Source organism: Amycolatopsis nalaikhensis, from assembly GCF_030264295.1.
In the GTDB taxonomy this organism is placed as follows: Bacteria; Actinomycetota; Actinomycetes; order Mycobacteriales; family Pseudonocardiaceae; genus Amycolatopsis; species Amycolatopsis nalaikhensis.
In genome coordinates this window covers 8,059,696-8,076,375 of record NZ_CP127173.1, presented here as the reverse complement: position 1 = coordinate 8,076,375, position 16,680 = coordinate 8,059,696, and the positions used below count along the sequence as shown (strand labels likewise).

Here is a 16,680-nt window from a genome sequence, read left to right as displayed (position 1 = left end):
GTGCCACCGATCTCACACCGGAGCGGGCGCCGCCTCCCGAGGAGTGGGACGGCGTTCGAAGTCGAGCAGGTAGCGCTTGCGCTCCAGACCGCCGCCGTAGCCGGTCAGCGAGCCGGTGGAGCCGATCACCCGGTGGCACGGCACGATGATCGAGATCGGGTTCTTGCCGTTGGCGAGCCCGACCGCGCGGGCCGCCGACGGGCGGCCGAGCAGCTGGGCCAGCTCGCCGTACGACGTCGTCTCACCGAATGGGAGTTCGAGCAGCGCCGACCACACGGTCCGCTGGAACGGCGTGCCCGCGAAGGCCAGCGGGAGGTCGAAGTCCCGGCGCTGCCCGGCGAAGTACTCCTTCAGCTGGGCCTCGGCCCGGTCGAAGATCTCGGCTCCGGCGGACGGCGCGCCGAACGTCGCGTCGGCGGGGCGGTGGCGTTGGTAGTCCATGTACAGCCCGGTGAGCGCGTCGCCCTCGGCGACGAGGGTCAGCGGGCCGCAGGGACTGTCCACGACGACGTGGGTGGGCATGGTTCTCCTGTCGGAAGCTAGGCCGCGGGCATCCGGTTGATCGCGTGGTCTCCGGTGGCCCACAGGTGCTGGGTGGCGTAGGCGCGCCACGGGCGCCACGCCGCGGACCGGGCGACGACGGCGGCCTGCCCGCCGAGCCCGAGGGTCTCCGCCGCGTACTTGATGCCGAGGTCGGTGGGCAGGAAGGCGTCCGGGTCGCCGAGGGCGCGCATCGCGATGCTCTCCACCGTCCACGGCCCGAATCCCGGCAACGCGGTCAGCGCGGCCCGGGTCGCGCCCCAGTCGCTGCCCGCGCCGAGGTCCAGCCCGTCCGTCAGCGCCTCGACCAGGGCCAGGAGCGTGCGACGTCGGCTGCGCGGCATGGCGAGCGTCTCGGGGTCGAGGGACGCCAACGCCTGCGGAGACGGGAACAGGTGCGTCAGGCCGCCTTCGGGATCTTCGATCGGTTCGCCGTGCGCGACGACGAGCCGGGCCGCGTGGGTGCGGGCCGCCGCCGTCGAGACCTGCTGGCCGAGTACCGCGCGGACGGCGAACTCGGCGCCGTCGACCGTGCGCGGGACCCGGCGCCCGGGTGCGGCCGCGACCAGCGGGGCCAGCAGCGGGTCGGCGGCGAGCTGGTCGTCGACGGCGACCGGGTCGGCGTCGAGGTCGAGCAGGCGCCGGCAGCGGCTGGTCGCCGCCGGCAGGTCGCGCAGGTCGGTCAGGGAGAGGCGGCAGGCGATGTGGCCGTCTTCGGGCCGCAGCGCGACGACGCCGTGGCCGTGCGGCAGCCGCAGCGTCCGGCGGTAGGCGCCGTCCCGCCACTCCTCCACGCCCGGCACGCCGGTGGCCACGAGGTGGCCGAACAGGTTGTCCGGGCACAGCGGCTTGCGGTAGGGCAGCCGCAGCACGAGCGCCCCGGCCGCCGAGGGCTTGCCCTTCGCGCGCTGCCGCAGCTCGGTCGGTGACAGGGCGAACACCTCGCGGACGGTGTCGTTGAACGTCCGGATGCTGCCGAACCCGGCGGCCAGCGCCAGCTCGGTCATGGGCAGCGTGGTCGTCTCGATCAGGGTCCGCGCGGTCTGCGCGCGCTGGGCCCTGGCCAGCGCCAGCGGCCCGGCGCCGAGCTCCGCGAACACCTGCCGCTGAACCTGCCGGACGCTGTAGCCGAGCCGCGCGGCGAGGCCCTGGACGCCTTCGGTGTCGACGACGCCGTCGGCGATCAGCCGCATCGCCCGCGCCACCAGGTCGGCGCGCTCGTTCCACAGCGGCGAGCCGGGGCTCGCGTCGGGGCGGCAGCGCTTGCAGGCCCGGAACCCGGCCTGCTGGGCGGCGGCCGCACTCGGGTAGAAGCTCATGTTCCGCGGCTTCGGCGGTACCACGGGACAGCTGGGGCGGCAGTAGATCTTCGTCGTCAGCACCGCCGTGTAGAACCACCCGTCGAAGCGGGCGTCCTTCGCCTGGACCGCCCGCACGCACCCCTCGAAGTCCTCATGCACGCCGACCAGCATCGCGGACCCGGCGGGGCGCGGCTAGCGGAAATGCGACGTGGAGGTGGTCAGACCAGCAGGGCCGCCAGGGCCGGGACGTCGATGCCCACCAGGGAGTCGCGGAACACGCGCCGCTCCCCCGGCTCGACCGGGACGTCGTTGGGGATGACCAGGACCGTGCAGCCCGCGGCCACCGCCGACGCCGTGCCCGGCGGCGAGTCCTCCACCGCGACGCACCGCTCGGCCGAGACACCGAGCAGCTCGGCCGCTTTGAGGTACGGGCGCGGGTGCGGCTTGTTGTTCCCCTCGACCTCGTCACCGCACACGGTGACGTCGAAGAAGTCCCGGCCGATGGTGTTCAGCGCCAGCTCGGTCAGGTCGCGTTCGGTCGAGGTGACCAGCGCCGAGCGCAGCCCCGCTTCCCGCACCGCCGTCAGCGCTTCGCGGGCGCCGGGGCGCCACGGCAGCTCGTCGTTGAAGAGCCCGGCCGTGCGACGGCGGATCTCCGCGCCGGTCGAGGCGATCGACTCCGGCGTCACCGGACGGCCGACAACCTCGAGCAGGTACGCCGAGGTGTCGTCCATGTTGGACCCGACGAGGGTCAGCCGCTGCTCCTCGGAAAGCTTGCCGCCCAGCCACTCCGTCGTCTCGTAGAGCGCGACGTCCCACAGCTTCTCGGAGTCGACCAGCGTGCCGTCCATGTCCCACAGCACGGCATCGAGTCCGTCCACAGTGGATCTCCCTCAGGTGTTGAAGTACTTGGCTTCCGGGTGGTGGCAGACGATCGCGTCGGTCGACTGCTCGGGGTGGAGCTGGTACTCCTCGGACAGCTTGACGCCGATGCGGCCCGGTTCGAGGAGCGCGACGATCTTCGCCCGGTCCTCGAGATCGGGACAGGCGCCGTAGCCCAGTGAGAACCTCGCTCCACGGTAGCCGAGCTTGAAGAACTCCTCGACGTCGTCCGGGTCCTCTGAGGCGACCGCCACACCGCCGGGGAAGGTCAGCTCCTGCCGGATCCGGCAGTGCCAGTACTCGGCCAGCGCCTCGGTGAGCTGGACGCCGAGGCCGTGCACCTCGAGGTAGTCGCGGTAGGCGTTGGCCGCGAACAGCTCGTTCGCGTAGTCGGCGATCGGCTGGCCCATGGTGACGATCGTGAACGGCACGACGTCGACCTCGCCGGACTCGCGCGGCCGGTAGAAGTCGGCCAGGCAGAGCCGCCGGTCGCGGCGCTGGCGCGGGAAGGTGAAGCGCACGCGCTCGGGCGCGTCGGGCTCCGGCTCGGTGAGCACGACCAGGTCGTCGCCCTCGGCCACGCACGGGAAGTAGCCGTAGACGACGGCCGCGTGGGCCAGGACGCCGTCGGCGGTCAGCCGGTCGAGCCAGTACCGCAGCCGCGGCCGCCCCTCGGTCTCGACCAGTTCGTCGTACGTCGGCCCGGCGCCGCCGCGGGCGCCCTTGAGCCCCCACTGCCCCATGAACGTCGCCCGCTCGTCGAGCATCGCGGCGTAGTCGGCGACCGCGACGCCCTTGACCACACGGGAGCCCCAGAACGGCGGCGTCGGCAGCGGGACGTCGGTCGCCACGTCCGACCGCGCGGGCGGCGGGCCTTCAAGGGCTTCTTCCTCGGCCTTGCGGGCTTTGCGCGCCTCGGCGATCCGCAGCGACCGCTCCCGGCGTTCCTTGCGTTCCAGGCGCTTCTTCTCGGCGTCGGCGTCCACCAGCGGCGACTCGCCGCGCTTGGCGGCCATGATCGCGTCCATCAGCCGCAGCCCCTCGAACGCGTCGCGCGCGTAGCGGACGTCGCCGAGGTACAGCTCGGTCAGGTCGTTCTCCACGTAGGAACGGGTCAGCGCCGCGCCGCCGAGCAGCACCGGCCAGCGCGCGGAGACGCCCCGGGAGTTCATCTCCTGGAGGTTCTCCTTCATGATCACCGTGGACTTGACCAGCAGCCCGGACATCCCGATCGCGTCGGCGCCGTGCTCCTCGGCCGCGTCGAGGATCGTGGTGATCGGCTGTTTGATGCCGAGGTTGACGACCTCGTAGCCGTTGTTGGACAGGATGATGTCGACGAGGTTCTTGCCGATGTCGTGGACGTCGCCGCGCACGGTGGCCAGCACGATCCGGCCTTTGCCGGAGTCGTCCTCCTTCTCCATGTGCGGCTCGAGGTGGGCGACGGCGGCCTTCATCACCTCGGCGGACTGCAGCACGAACGGCAGCTGCATCTGCCCGGACCCGAACAGTTCGCCGACGGTCTTCATGCCGGACAGCAGCGTGTCGTTGATGATCTGCAAAGCGGGCCGCTGCTCGAGGGCGGCGTCGAGGTCGTCGGCCAGTCCGTTGCGCTCGCCGTCGACGATCCGGCGTTCGAGCCGTTCGAACAGCGGCAACGCTGCCAGCTCCTCGGCCCGTGACGCCTTGGACGACGCCGCGCTGACGCCCTCGAACAGGGCCATCAGCTCCTGCAGCGGGTCGTAGCCGTCACGACGGCGGTCGTAGACGAGGTCGAGGGCGACCGCGCGCTGGTCGTCGGGGATCCGCGCCATCGGCAGGATCTTCGACGCGTGCACGATCGCGGTGTCGAGCCCGGCTTGGACGCACTCGTGCAGGAACACCGAGTTCAGCACCTGCCGCGCGGCCGGGTTGAGCCCGAACGAGATGTTGGACAGCCCGAGCGTGGTCTGGACCTCGGGGTGGCGGCGCTTGATCTCGCGGATGGCCTCGATCGTCTCGATGCCGTCGCGGCGGGACTCCTCCTGGCCGGTGGCGATGGTGAAGGTCAGGGCGTCGATGATGATGTCGGACGTCCGCACGCCCCAGTTTCCGGTGATGTCCGCGATCAGCCTCGAAGCGATGTCGGCCTTCTTCTGCGCCGTGCGCGCCTGGCCTTCTTCGTCGATGGTCAGGGCGACGACGGCGGCGCCGTACTCGCGCACCAGCTCCATGACCTGGGTGAACCGGGACTCGGGGCCGTCGCCGTCCTCGTAGTTGACGGAGTTGACCGCGCAGCGGCCGCCGAGCCGCTCCAGGCCCGCGCGAAGCACCGGGACCTCGGTGGAGTCGAGCATGATCGGCAGGGTGGACGCCGTGGCGAGGCGCCCGGCCAGCTCGGCCATGTCCGCGGTGCCGTCGCGCCCGACGTAGTCGACACACAGGTCCAGGAGGTGGGCGCCGTCGCGGGTCTGCTCGCGGGCGATCTCGACGCAGTCGTCCCAGCGGCCCTCCAGCATCGCGGTGCGGAACGCCTTCGAGCCGTTGGCGTTGGTCCGCTCGCCGATCATCAGCACGCTCGCGTCCTGCTTGAACGGCACCGCCTGGTAGAGCGACGACACGCCCGGCTCGGGCCGCGGCCGCCGGGGTACCGGTTTCGTCTCGGAGACCGCCGCGGCGAGCTGCCGGATGTGCTCGTCGGTGGTGCCGCAGCAGCCGCCGACGAGGCCGACGCCGAACTCGCGGACGAACCCGGTCAGCGCCTCGACCAGGGCTTCCGGGCCGAGCGGGTAGACCGCGCCGTCCGGGCCCAGCTCGGGCAGGCCCGCGTTCGGCATCACCGAGAGCGGCACGCGGGCGTGCTTGGCCAGCTGCCGCAGGTGCTCGCTCATCTCGGCCGGGCCGGTGGCGCAGTTGAGGCCGATGACGTCGATGCCGAGCGGTTCCAGGGCGGCCAGCGCGGCCCCGACCTCGGTGCCGAGCAGCATGGTGCCGGTGGTTTCGACGGTGATCGAGGCGAGGATCGGCACCTGCCTGCCCTCGGCGGTCATCGCCCGCTTCGCGCCGATGATCGACGCCTTCGTCTGGAGGATGTCCTGGGTGGTCTCGACGATCACCGCGTCGACGCCGCCGGCGAGCAGACCGCGGACCTCTTCGCGGTAGGCGTCACGCAGCGTGGTGAACGGCGCGTGGCCGAGCGTCGGCAGCTTCGTGCCCGGGCCGACCGAGCCGAGCACGAACCGCGGACGGTCCGGCGTCGCGAACTCGTCGGCCGTCTCGCGGGCCAGCCGGGCCCCGGCTTCGGCCAGCTCGAAGATCCGCCCGGTGATGTCGTACTCGGCGAAGTTGGCGAAATTGGCCCCGAAAGTGTTGGTTTCGACGGCGTCCGCGCCCGCCTCGAGGTACCCGCGGTGGACCGAACGGACCACGTCCGGCCGGGTGACGTTGAGGATCTCGTTGCAGCCTTCGAGGCCGTCGAAGTCGGCCAGGCTCAGGTCGTGGGCCTGCAGGGCGGTGCCCATGGCGCCGTCGGCCACGAGAACGCGCGAGCGAAGGGCTTCGAGGAAGGGCGACGACAGGCGGTCGGACATGCTGAACAGGGTAAGGCCGGTGGTCGTAGGCTGGTCCGGTGAGTGAGCCCGTCGACGAGACCCCGCGGCCGCCCGGCGACCGCACCGAACCCACCCGCCCGCTGATGGTCGTCGCCTTCGAAGGCTGGAACGACGCGGGTGACGCGGCCAGCCGCGCGGTGGAGCACCTGCAGCTGAACTGGGACGCCACGCCCCTGGCCGAACTGGAGCCCGACGACTACTACGACTTCCAGGTCAGCCGCCCGACCGTCCGGATGGTGGACGGCGTCACTCGACGGGTGGACTGGCCGACGACGACGCTGTCGGTGTGCCGCCCCGACGGGTTCGACCGGGACGTCGTGCTGGTGCAGGGCCCCGAGCCGAACATGCGCTGGCGTGCCTTCTGCGCCGAGCTGCTGGAGCACATCAAGCAGCTGGACGTCGCGACGGTGGTGACGCTGGGCGCGCTGCTCGCCGACACCGCGCACACGCGGCCGGTCCCGGTCACCGGGACGGCGTACGACAAGGACACCGCGTCGCTCTACGGGCTCGACCTGAACAACTACCAGGGCCCGACCGGCATCGTCGGGATCCTGCAGGACTACTGCGTGCAGGCGGGCATCCCGGCCGTGTCGATCTGGGCCGCGGTGCCGCACTACGTGTCGCACCCGCCGTCCCCGAAGGCGACGCTGGCGCTGCTGCACAAGCTGGAGGACATCCTCGACGTCGAGATCCCGCTCGGCGCGCTGCCGGAGCAGTCCGAGGAGTGGCAGCGCACGGTCAGCGAGATGGCCGACGAGGACGAAGAGATCAGCGAGTACGTCCGCAGCCTCGAGGAGCGCGGCGACGCGCAGAGCGAGGTCGCGGAGCAGGACGTCAGCGGCGACAAGATCGCCGCCGAGTTCGAGCGCTACCTGCGCCGCCGCGGCCGCGGCGGCGGGCAGGAAGGTTTCGGCCTGCGCTGAAGGGGACGTTCAGCGCATCTGACGCGCTGAAGGGGACTTTCCTCGCATCTGATGCCAGGAAAGTCCCCTTCAGCCCGCGTCACTTGCGCCAGCTGGTGGCGAACGCCCGCGCGGGGTTCGCCACCAGCATGGCCGTGACGACGTCGCCGCCGAGCAGCGTCGTCAGCCGCGGGGCCAGCGTCGTGAGCAGGTAGGACGCGCCCGGCTGGAACCGGGCCGCCGCGGTGGTCGTGTCGCCGCCGAGCAGGATTTGCCCGCCGTGCCCGGCCTCGACGAGCGCCTCGAGGCCGTCGAAGAGCCGCCAGTCGGTGGCGTGGTTGGCCCGCGACGGGCCGTCGAAGCCGAGGAACACGCCGGTCTCGGCGATCTCCCGCTGCAGCCGCGCGTCCGGGTTCCGGTTGAGGTGCCCGAGAATCACCTTTTCGGGTGGAACGTCCAACTTGCCGCACAGCAGCTCGACCGTCTCCAAGCCCGCCGTGCCGAGTTCGAGGTGCACCGCGATCGGCGCGCCCGTGTCCTGGTGGGCGACCGCGGCGGCGGTCATCGTCAGCCGGGCGTGGGGGTCGATCGTGTGGAACGCGCCCGCCACCTTGACCAGCCCGGCGCGCGGGCCGGTCCGCGGCTCGTCGGGCAGGTCGGCGGGCTGGGTGCCCTCGGTCAGGTCGGCGACGAACTCCTTGACCAGGCCGTCCACGACACGGCCGAGGATCGCCGGGTTGTAGTGCTCGGCGCGGTGCAGGCCGGTCGCCGCGACCACGTGCACGCCGATCTCCCGCGACATCCAGGCCAGTTCGCGGGTCCGCCGGGTCAGGCCGTACGGCGTCCATTGGACGAGCGCCGAGCCGCCCCGCGTCTTGAAGTCGAGGAGCGCCTCCGCGGCGGCGGCCGGGTCGTCCAGCTCCTGGCCGGGCAGCAGTTTCGAGGCGAAGAAGAGGTGGTCGTGCGAGTCCGTCACGCCCAGTTCGGCCGGATCGATGTCGCCCAGCACCGTCCGCACCCGTGGTTCCCCAGTCACACGGCCGAGTGTAACGCCTCACCCGTTACGATGGCGAAGTGTCCGAAGAGTTCCGCCTCGACATGGGGGCGCCCTGGCTGAACCTGCTCGCCACGCGCGGGCGGCACTTCGGGGCGCGGCCGGTCGAGCGCATCCCGTCGCCCGAGCGCCTGCGCGACTGGCTCGAGCAGGTCGAACTGGCCCCGCTCGCCCCGCTGACGCACGCCGACCTCGCCGCGGCCCACCGGCTCCGGGAGGTCCTCCGCGAACTCGCGCTGGGCGCGGTCGACGCCGTTTCGCCGCGAGCCGACCAGGTCAGCTCGCTGGCAGCGTTTCTCAAGCCCGAGCCCGTGCACCTGGCCGCACTGGACCGGCTCCACCGCAGTGCCCCGCCGACGGCGTCCGATGCGTTCGCCCGGCTGGCGCACCAAGCCGCGGACTGGCTCACCGGGCCGTTACGCAACGACCTGCGGGCCTGCCCGGAGCAGGACTGCCGCGGGGTGTTCGCCGACCCGGGCGGGCGGCGGCGGTGGTGTCCCTCCCCCGCTTGCGCGAGCCGCGGCCGGGTCCGCGCGCTCAGGGAACGGCGTCGCGCGGACTCATGACGGCCAGAGGATCCGGCGCAGCGGCACCGGTCCGCGGGCCCGCTTCCGCCACTCCCGCGGGTAGCCGAGGGAGACCTCTTCGAAGCGGACGCCGTCGGCCTCGGTGGTCCGCGGGATGTGCAGGTGGCCGTAGACGGCGATCTCCGCGCGGTAGCGCAGGTGCCAGTCCTCGGTCTTCGTCGTGCCGCACCACAGCGCGAACTCCGGCCAGTACAGCGGCGCGGTCGGGTGGCGGTGCAGCGGCCAGTGCGACATCAGGATCGTGCCGTGGTCCTCGGGGATCGCGTCGAGGCGCCCGGTGCTGATCTTCAGCCGGTCCTCGCACCACGCCTGGCGGCTCGGGTACGGGTCCGGGTGCAGGAAGTACTCGTCGGTGCAGACCACCCCGGCCTCACGCGCCTGGCGCAGGGCCTCTTCGAGAGACTTCCCCTCGGCCTCCGGGGTGCGCCAGCTGTAGTCGTAGAGCAGGAACAGCGGCGCGATCGTCAGGGGGCGGGGACCGTGGCGCCAGACGGGAAACTCGTCCTCCGGCGTCACGACGTCGATCGCGCGGCACTGCTCGACGAGGTACTCGTAGCGGGCCTGGCCGCGCAGCTGGCATTCGTCGTTCTTGGTCGTCCACAGCTCGTGGTTGCCGGGCACCCAGACGACCTTCGCGAACCGCTCGCGCAGCGTCTTCAGCGTCCCGATGACCGCCTCGGCCCGCTCGGCGACGTCGCCCGCGACGAGCAGCCAGTCACCGGGGGTCTCCGGGACGACGTCGTCGAGGATCGGGCCGTTGCCCTCGTGGGTCACGTGGAGGTCGCTGGTGGCGAAGAGGTGCGGCACCCCTCCACCGTAGCCACCGCGCCGCGCTTCCCGGCCAGCGCCACGACACCCGCGACGACGTACACCCCGGCCTGAACGTTGAGCAGCACCGCCGGTCCGGTGACCGCGACGAGTGTCCCGGCCAGCAGCGCGCCGAGCGTCGTGAAGGTGGCGACGGCGGCGAACGTCGTGCTCAGCACCCGTCCGGCGCGTTCGGGCGCGACCGCGCTCTGGATCTCCGACAGCGCCCCGGCACCGACGACCACGCCGGGTGCGCCGACCAGGACGAACAGGCCGACGTAGACGCCCAGCGCCGTGGTCACCAGCGACAGGTTCCAGATCACCGCGGACAGCAGGCCCAGCGCGACCGAGCCCCAGCCGAGCAGGGCGGGCGGCGCCACCCGCCGCGCGATCGTGGCCAGCGCGAACCCGGCGGCCAGGCCACCGAGCGCCTGCACGCCGCGCAGCAGCCCGGCGTCAGCCTCGCTGCCGCCGAGCACGTCCAGGACGTACACCACGAACAGCACCAGGAACATGCCTTGCGCCAGCGAGGTGAAGACGAGCGCGAGCCCGGTGCGCCACAGACGGCGGTTGTGCGTCAGCTCGCGGAGGCCATCGAGCCAGGCCCGCACCACGGGTTCGGGCTCGGCCGCCGGCGCGGGCGCGGCCACCCGCCGGAACGGCTTGGCCAGCAACGCCGCCGCCACCGCGAGCACGACGAGGTAGCCGGTGATGACGTCGGCGAGCCCGCCGAAGCCCAGCAACGCGCCCCCGGCCCAGCCACCGGCCAGCCGGGCGACGCTGCCGTTGACGCTCATGAGCCCGTTCGCGCCGGTGACCTCCTCGACGCCGACCAGTTCGGGAACCAGCGCGTTGCGCGCCGGTTCAAACACCGACGCCAGCGCCGCCTGCGCGGCCATCACCGCGTAGACGATCCCCACGTTCGGCTCGGCCAGCAGCGGCAGCACGACGACCGCGAGCCCGCAGCAGACCGCGAACAGCACGGCGCGGCGGTTCCACCGGTCGGCGATCACGCCGGCGACCGGGCTCAGCAGCACCGCGGGCAGCAGGCCGAGCACGATGCTCAGCGCCGTCGTCGCGGCCGAGCCGGTGCGCTGGAAGACGTACACGGGCAGCGCGACCTGCAGCATCCATTCGGCCGTCTCGCCGAAGAACGCGGCCACCCACAGCCGCGCGAACGCCGGTACCCCCAGCAGCTGTTTCACGCCTCCGCCTTCCCCGAGTGTTCGATGCGCGGGAACGCCCGCAGGCCGACGTGCACCGAGCGCGCGTCGGCGGGCGCGTCCGTCCGGATCGCGCCGACGTACGGGCGGACCAGCGCGTCGATCGCCTCGACCAGGCGGGTCAGCTCCTCCGGCGTGACGCGCAGCGCGTACGTGGTCAGGCCCGCCACGGCCCGCCAGGCCGGGTCGAGCGTGTCGAGGGAGTCCAGGTACCGCTGGGTCAGCTCCTGCTCGTGGGTGAGCGTCGCGCCGACTACGCCGAGCTGGGCCGCCCGCTGCGCCGGGTCGTCGGCCAGCTCCCCCATTTCGAGGCCGACCTGGCGGGCGCGCCACGGCCGTTCGCGGCCGTCTTCGGCGTCGGCCCGCTCGACCAGCCCGTACTGCGCGAGCTGCCGCAGGTGCCAGCTGCAGTTGGACGCCGTCGAGCCGACGGCTTCGGCGCACTCGCTCGCGGTGCGCGGCCCGACGGCCGTGAGGTGGTTCAGCAAGGCCGACCGCAGCGGGTGCGCCAGCGCGCGCAGCAGCTCGACGTCCTCGATCCGCTTGCGCGGCGGCAGCTCGGCCATCGGCCGTCCTTTCTGAAAGAGATGTTTCGAAAGACTTCTTTCATACTTGGTCCCGCCTGCGGGTTTGTCAAGGAAGTCCGCTATCGTTCGCGGGGCAGTCACTGCGCGAGGCAGTGACTGCGTCGTCACAACCTTGGATGGACGTTGCCCGACCAGCGCGAACTCGCCACCGCCGCCGCACTCGCCCTCCCCCGGTTCGTGGGTTCGACCGCGCTCTTCCACGCCGCGGTCGCCGAGCGGATGGCCGTCACCCCCACCGAGCTGCACTGCCTGCACCTGCTCCACGGCGGCGTCAGCGACTCCCCGACCGAGCTCGCCCGGTTGCTCGGGATGTCCACCGGCGCGTTCACGCGGCTGCTCGACCGGATGGAGCGCCACCGGCTCGCCGAACGCGCGCCGGACCCCGCCGACCGGCGCCGGCTCGTCGTCCGGCCGCTGCCGGACCGGATGGCCGAGCTCGCCGAGCTGTACGCGCCGATGGCCCGGTTCGTCGGCGAGCGACTGGCCCGCCTTGACCGCCGCCAGCTCACGGCGTTGCTGGAGTTCCTCACCGACGGCACGGCGGCCGCCGAACGGTCCACGGGCCAGCTGCCGGATGTGACCCACGCCATAACCCGTTGACTAACTCTACGGTTGTTGCGTTAACCTGGTTCCACTATGAGGAACTGAACCGCGCCCATCCCGCTTCCGAGGCGGCACCCGGTCGAGCCGACGCTCCCGCGTGCCACGACGCCCGGCGGGATTTCCGCTTTCTTCCCCCAGGGCTCGGTGATCACCCATGGCAACCCTCTTTCCCTTGCAGGCCAAGGACGTCGTCTTCGGCTACGGCACCCGCACGGTGCTCGACGGCGTCTCGCTGACCGCGTCGGCCGGGCAACGGCTCGGCCTGGTCGGCGAGAACGGCACCGGCAAGTCCACCCTGCTGCGCCTGCTCGCCGGGCTCGACGAACCCCGCTCCGGCGAGGTGCTCCGCGGCCCCGACGTCGGGTTCCTGCTGCAGGAGCTGCCGTTCGGCATGGACGCGACCTTCGCCGACGTCCTCGACGACGCGCTCGCCGAGATCCGCGCCGCCGCGGCCCGGCTCGACGAGCTGACCGCGGCGATGACCGACCGGCCCGACGACCCGGCCGTGCTCGACGAGTACGGCCGCGTCCTGGAGTGGGCCCAGGCCCACGACCTCTGGGACGCCGACCGGCGCGCCAAGCTCGTCTGCGACGGGCTCGGCCTCGGCGGCGTCGAGCCGGACCGGCGGCTGGGCACGCTCTCCGGCGGGCAGCGGTCCCGGCTCGGCTTGGCCGCACTGCTGATCCGGCGGCCGGAGACGCTCCTGCTGGACGAGCCGACCAACCACCTCGACGACAGCGCGATGGCGTTCCTGGAGCACCACCTCACGGAGCTCACCGGCATCGTCGTGCTGTCCTCGCACGACCGGGTGTTCCTCGACGCCGTCTGCACCGACATCGTCGACCTCGACCCGGCCGCCGCCGACCGGCAGGCCGGCGGGGCGGTCCGCTACGGCGGCAGCTACACCGACTACCTCGGCCACAAGAAGGCCGAGCGCGCCCGGTGGGAGCAGCGGTACGCCGAAGAGCAGGAGGAGCTGAAGGAGCTGCGGGAAACCGTCGCGGTCACGGCGCGCAACGTCGCCTACGGCCGCGGTCCCCGCGACAACGACAAGTTCATCCACGCGTTCAAGGGCGCCCGCGTCCAGAAGACGATCTCGCGGCGGGTGCGCGACGCCGAGCAGCGCCTGGAGAACCTCGAACGCGACCAGGTGCGCAAACCCCCGGCGCCACTGCGGTTCCGGGCCGAGCTGACCGGCCGCGCTTCCGGCGACGGACCGGCGATCTCGGTGCGGTCGCTGGAGGTGCCGGGGCGACTGCGGTTGCCGCGGCTCGACGTCGACGGTGCGGCCCGGCTGCTCGTGACCGGCGGCAACGGGGCCGGGAAGTCGACGCTGCTGTCGGTACTGGCCGGGCGGCTCGCGCCCGCGGCCGGGACGGTCCACTTCGGACAGGGCGTGCGGGTCGGCTTGCTGGAGCAGGACGTGGTCTTCACCGAACCCGAGCGGAACGCGGCCCGCGTGTACCGGGACGCGCTCGGCGAGGACGCTCCCCCGCTGAGCCAGCTGGGCCTGCTGGCGTCCCGGGACCTCCGGCAGCCGGTCGGGGCGCTTTCGGTGGGCCAGCGACGTCGCCTGGCACTGGCGATCCTGCTGGCCGAGCCACCGGACGTGCTCCTGCTGGACGAGCCCACGAACCACATTTCGCTGACCCTGGCGGAAGAACTGTTCGCCGCGCTCGATTCGGCGCCGGGCGCGGTCGTCATCGCGTCTCACGACCGCTGGCTACGCCGAGACTGGTCAGGCGACCACCTGGAGCTGGCCGACGGCCAGCCCGCCGCGGTATAGGCCGTTATACACAGGGAGGGGTGGCACTTTCACGTGAAAGTGCCGCCCTCCCTTGGGTCAGAGGGTGATGCCGAGGAGAGCGTCGACCGCGATGCGGATCAGGCCCGGGGCCGCCGGGTCGGTGCCGTCGCGGCGCAGGGCCTCGCTCGCCCACGCGTCGATCGCCGCGAGGGCCTTCGGGGTGTCCAGGTCGTCGGACAGGTGGTCGCGCAGGCGGGCGACGGTGTCCTCGGCGGACGGGCCTGTGGGCAGCGAGACGGCCTCGCGCCAGCGCGCCAGCCGGGTCTCGGCCTCGGCGAGCAGCGCGTCCGTCCACGGACGGTCCTCGCGGTAGTGCCCGGCGAACAACGCCAGCCGGATCGCGCCCGGGTCGACGTTGTCGGCCCGCAGCCGCGAGACGAACACCAGGTTCCCGCGCGACTTCGACATCTTCTCGCCGTCGAGGCCGATCATCCCGGCGTGGACGTAGTGGCGGGCGAACGGGCCGTCCTTGGCGACGGCTTCGGCGTGCGCCGCGCTGTACTCGTGGTGCGGGAAGATGAGGTCCGAACCACCGCCCTGGAGGTCGAACCCGAGGCCGAGGCGGTTGACCGCGATGGCGCTGCACTCGATGTGCCAGCCCGGACGGCCCGGGCCCAGCTCCGACTCCCACGACGGCTCGCCGTCACGGGCCACGCGCCACAGCAGCGCGTCCAGCGCATGGCGCTTGCCGGTGCGGTCGGGGTCACCGCCGCGCTCGGCGAAGAACTTCCGCATCGTCGGCTCGTCGTAGTTCGACTCGTAGCCGAACTTCCCGGTCGCCGAGTGGTCGAAGTAGATGTCCGGGAACTCCGGGTCGTCCGCGCGGTAGGCGGCGCCGTTCGCGACCAGCTTCGCGATGACCTCGACGATCTCCGGGATGCTCTCCACCGCGCCGACGAACTGCCGCGGCGGGATGACCCGCAGCGCGGTCATGTCCTCGCGGAACAGCGCCGTCTCGCGCATGCCCAGCACGACCCAGTCGTCCTGGTCGCGCTCGGCCCGCTCCAGCAGCGGCTCGTCGATGTCCGTCACGTTCTGCACGTAGTGGACGTCGTGCCCGTTGTCCCGCCACACGCGGTTCACCAGGTCGAAAGCCAGGTACGTCGCGGCGTGCCCCAGATGCGTCGCGTCGTAGGGCGTGATGCCGCAGACGTACATCCGGGCGGTGGCGCCGGGCGCGGTCGGGCGGATCTGCCCGGTGGCCGTGTCGTGGAGCCGCAGCGGGCGGGGGGTGCCGGGGATGCGGGGCACGTCGACCGATGACCAAGTCTGCATACCCTCGACTGTAAGCGCTGCCTCCGGCGTCCTCCCGCCCGGTGGGACTCGTCCCCCACACGGCCGTGCCGCGCGTGTCACCCCGGCCGAAGCCCCGCCCGCGGTTAGCCTGACACGATGAACGCCGAGGTCACGGTGGGTGGCGCGGGCGCCGTGATCCTGGTCGTCGCGGCGGCCGTCGTGCTGCTGCGGCTGCGCCGCACCCGGCTCACGCGCGGATCCGGCACGCTGCGAGAACCCGTGACGCGGCTCACCCGCGTCCCCCGCGAGCCGCTCTCGGCCGTGTTTCGCGGTGGGCTGCGAGCCCGGATCGAGGAGACGTTCGCGTCCGGCCGCTTCTGCGTGCTGCTCGGTGGTCCGGGCACCGGCAAGACGCACCTGGCTGCCGCGTACGCCCGGGACTGCCGCGCCCCGGTGGTCTGGGTGACGGCGGACCCGGCCCGGGCGTTCGCCGAGCTGGCGGAGGCGGGTGCCGACGCGGGTCTGGCGTGGGTCGACAGCCTCGACGACGCGCTCGTGGTCTTCGACGACGCGACCGACCCGGACGCGCTCACCCGCTGGCTGCCCGCCCGCGCACGGGTGCTGGTGACGACGACGGTGCCCGACTTCGAAATCCTCGGCGGCACGGTGCCGGTGGGCGGGTTCACCGAGCCCGAAGCGGTCGGGTTCCTGTGCGCCCGCTCGGGCCACGACGCCGACGAAGCCGCGCTGGACGTGGTCAGGGAGCTGGGCTGCCTGCCGCTCGCGCTGGCCCAGGCGGGTGGGGTGCTCCGGCAGCAGGGGCTGAGCTTCGCGTCCTACCTCGACCGGGTGCCACACACGCCGCCGTTGGAACGCGAGCCGGGCGAAGCGCACCCGGCCTGTGTGGAGGACACGACGCTCGCGGCGTTGGCCACGGCGGCGGCCCAGGACAGCCGGGCGCAAGGGGTCGCCGAGGTGCTCGCGCTGCTCGCGGCCGGCGGTGTCCGCCGCGAGCTGGCCCACCGGATCGGCCCGGACCCGGTCGCGGTGGACGCGGCGCTGCACGGGCTGGCGGAGGCGTCATTGGCCGAGTTCGACGTGCCGGGCGAGCTGGTGAGCACGCACCGCCTGACGCGGCGGGCGATCCTGGGCAGGCTCCACGGCGAAGAGCGTCTAGCCCCGGCGCTGGACCGGGCGTTCGACGTGCTCGAAGGGCCGACGGCCGACCTCGCCGACCACACGGCCGCGCTGTGGCGGCATTTCCGGGCCCTGCCGTCGGCGGAGCTGGGGCCGAGGCTCGGGCGGATGTTGCGGTTGCGGCGCCGGTCGGTGGACGAGCTGGTGGCTTCCGGGGCGGCCGCGCAGGCTCGGGCGCTCGGCCGCGAGGTGCTCGCGGACCACGAGGCGTACCTGCCGCCGGATCACGAGGACACGACGCTCGCGGCGGAGTCCCTGCGGAGAGCGGGCGCACAGCGGGTGGAGCCGGTGCCGTCGCGCCACGGCCGCCGCGCGCGGAGGTAGCCGCGGCTCAAGTTGTCGTGAGTGTTTAGGGCGGTTCTAACCG

14 protein-coding genes are annotated in these 16,680 nt (G+C 72.7%); 5 read left to right on the top strand and 9 right to left on the bottom strand.

All coding sequences use genetic code 11. From position 1 onward, the window contains the following. Positions 1-12: 12 nt before the first annotated feature. From QP939_RS39355 to metH, 4 genes are read right to left on the bottom strand one after another with little or no spacing between them, the layout of a single operon-like run. Positions 13-522, bottom strand: a complete 510-nt coding sequence (locus tag QP939_RS39355; protein ID WP_285451591.1) for a methylated-DNA--[protein]-cysteine S-methyltransferase — start codon at positions 520-522, stop codon at positions 13-15. Between the two features lie 17 nt (positions 523-539). After that, the gene (locus tag QP939_RS39350; protein WP_285451590.1) at positions 540-2,000 is read right to left on the bottom strand and encodes an AlkA N-terminal domain-containing protein; all 1,461 of its coding nucleotides are present in this window, start codon (positions 1,998-2,000) and stop codon (positions 540-542) included. A 59-nt stretch (positions 2,001-2,059) separates the two neighbouring features. Further along, positions 2,060-2,692, bottom strand: coding sequence for an HAD family hydrolase (locus tag QP939_RS39345; protein ID WP_285459951.1), 633 nt, complete (start codon positions 2,690-2,692; stop codon positions 2,060-2,062). Positions 2,693-2,734: 42 nt separating this feature from the next. Further along, a complete protein-coding gene (metH, locus tag QP939_RS39340; RefSeq protein ID WP_285451589.1) occupies positions 2,735-6,289 on the bottom strand; it encodes a methionine synthase in 3,555 nt (1,184 codons plus the stop codon). 38 nt (positions 6,290-6,327) lie between these two features. On the opposite strand from metH, the gene QP939_RS39335 reads away from it, so the two are divergent. Further along, positions 6,328-7,233, top strand: coding sequence for a PAC2 family protein (locus QP939_RS39335; RefSeq protein WP_285451588.1), 906 nt, complete (start codon positions 6,328-6,330; stop codon positions 7,231-7,233). 79 nt (positions 7,234-7,312) lie between these two features. Here QP939_RS39335 and QP939_RS39330 read toward each other — a convergent pair whose 3' ends face one another. Further along, on the bottom strand, positions 7,313-8,248 hold the full coding sequence (locus QP939_RS39330) for a phosphotriesterase family protein (RefSeq protein WP_285451587.1): 936 nt from the start codon (positions 8,246-8,248) through the stop codon (positions 7,313-7,315). Between the two features lie 38 nt (positions 8,249-8,286). Here QP939_RS39330 and QP939_RS39325 point away from each other — a divergent pair, with 38 nt between their 5' ends. After that, positions 8,287-8,832: a CGNR zinc finger domain-containing protein gene (locus tag QP939_RS39325; RefSeq protein WP_285451586.1), complete on the top strand. Its 546-nt coding sequence runs from the start codon at positions 8,287-8,289 to the stop codon at positions 8,830-8,832. Here QP939_RS39325 and QP939_RS39320 read toward each other — a convergent pair. Genes QP939_RS39320 through QP939_RS39310 form a run of 3 tightly spaced genes read right to left on the bottom strand, consistent with a single transcriptional unit; the run spans position 8,827 to position 11,449 of the window. After that, positions 8,827-9,660, bottom strand: a complete 834-nt coding sequence (locus QP939_RS39320) for a metallophosphoesterase family protein (RefSeq protein WP_285451585.1) — start codon at positions 9,658-9,660, stop codon at positions 8,827-8,829. The genes QP939_RS39325 and QP939_RS39320 overlap by 6 nt on opposite strands. After that, positions 9,624-10,865 (bottom strand): MFS transporter, encoded by a 1,242-nt coding sequence (locus QP939_RS39315; protein ID WP_285451584.1) that lies wholly within the window; start codon positions 10,863-10,865, stop codon positions 9,624-9,626. The genes QP939_RS39320 and QP939_RS39315 overlap by 37 nt, the downstream gene beginning before the upstream one ends. Beyond that, entirely contained in the window at positions 10,862-11,449 is a 588-nt protein-coding gene (locus tag QP939_RS39310; protein WP_285451583.1) for an ArsR/SmtB family transcription factor, read from the bottom strand. Before QP939_RS39310 ends, QP939_RS39315 begins: the two co-directional genes overlap by 4 nt. A gap of 144 nt (positions 11,450-11,593) precedes the next feature. Here QP939_RS39310 and QP939_RS39305 point away from each other — a divergent pair, with 144 nt between their 5' ends. Both QP939_RS39305 and QP939_RS39300 read left to right on the top strand, forming a co-directional pair. Beyond that, complete coding sequence (locus QP939_RS39305) at positions 11,594-12,070, top strand: MarR family winged helix-turn-helix transcriptional regulator (protein ID WP_285451582.1); 477 nt, start codon at positions 11,594-11,596, stop codon at positions 12,068-12,070. Positions 12,071-12,227: 157 nt separating this feature from the next. Next, positions 12,228-13,859: an ABC-F family ATP-binding cassette domain-containing protein gene (locus QP939_RS39300; protein WP_285451581.1), complete on the top strand. Its 1,632-nt coding sequence runs from the start codon at positions 12,228-12,230 to the stop codon at positions 13,857-13,859. 57 nt (positions 13,860-13,916) lie between these two features. On the opposite strand, the gene mshC is transcribed toward QP939_RS39300, so the two are convergent. Next, positions 13,917-15,155, bottom strand: coding sequence for a cysteine--1-D-myo-inosityl 2-amino-2-deoxy-alpha-D-glucopyranoside ligase (gene mshC / locus QP939_RS39295; RefSeq protein ID WP_285451580.1), 1,239 nt, complete (start codon positions 15,153-15,155; stop codon positions 13,917-13,919). A 117-nt stretch (positions 15,156-15,272) separates the two neighbouring features. Here mshC and QP939_RS39290 point away from each other — a divergent pair, with 117 nt between their 5' ends. Next, positions 15,273-16,637: a hypothetical protein gene (locus QP939_RS39290; RefSeq protein ID WP_285451579.1), complete on the top strand. Its 1,365-nt coding sequence runs from the start codon at positions 15,273-15,275 to the stop codon at positions 16,635-16,637. Positions 16,638-16,680: the final 43 nt, after the last annotated feature.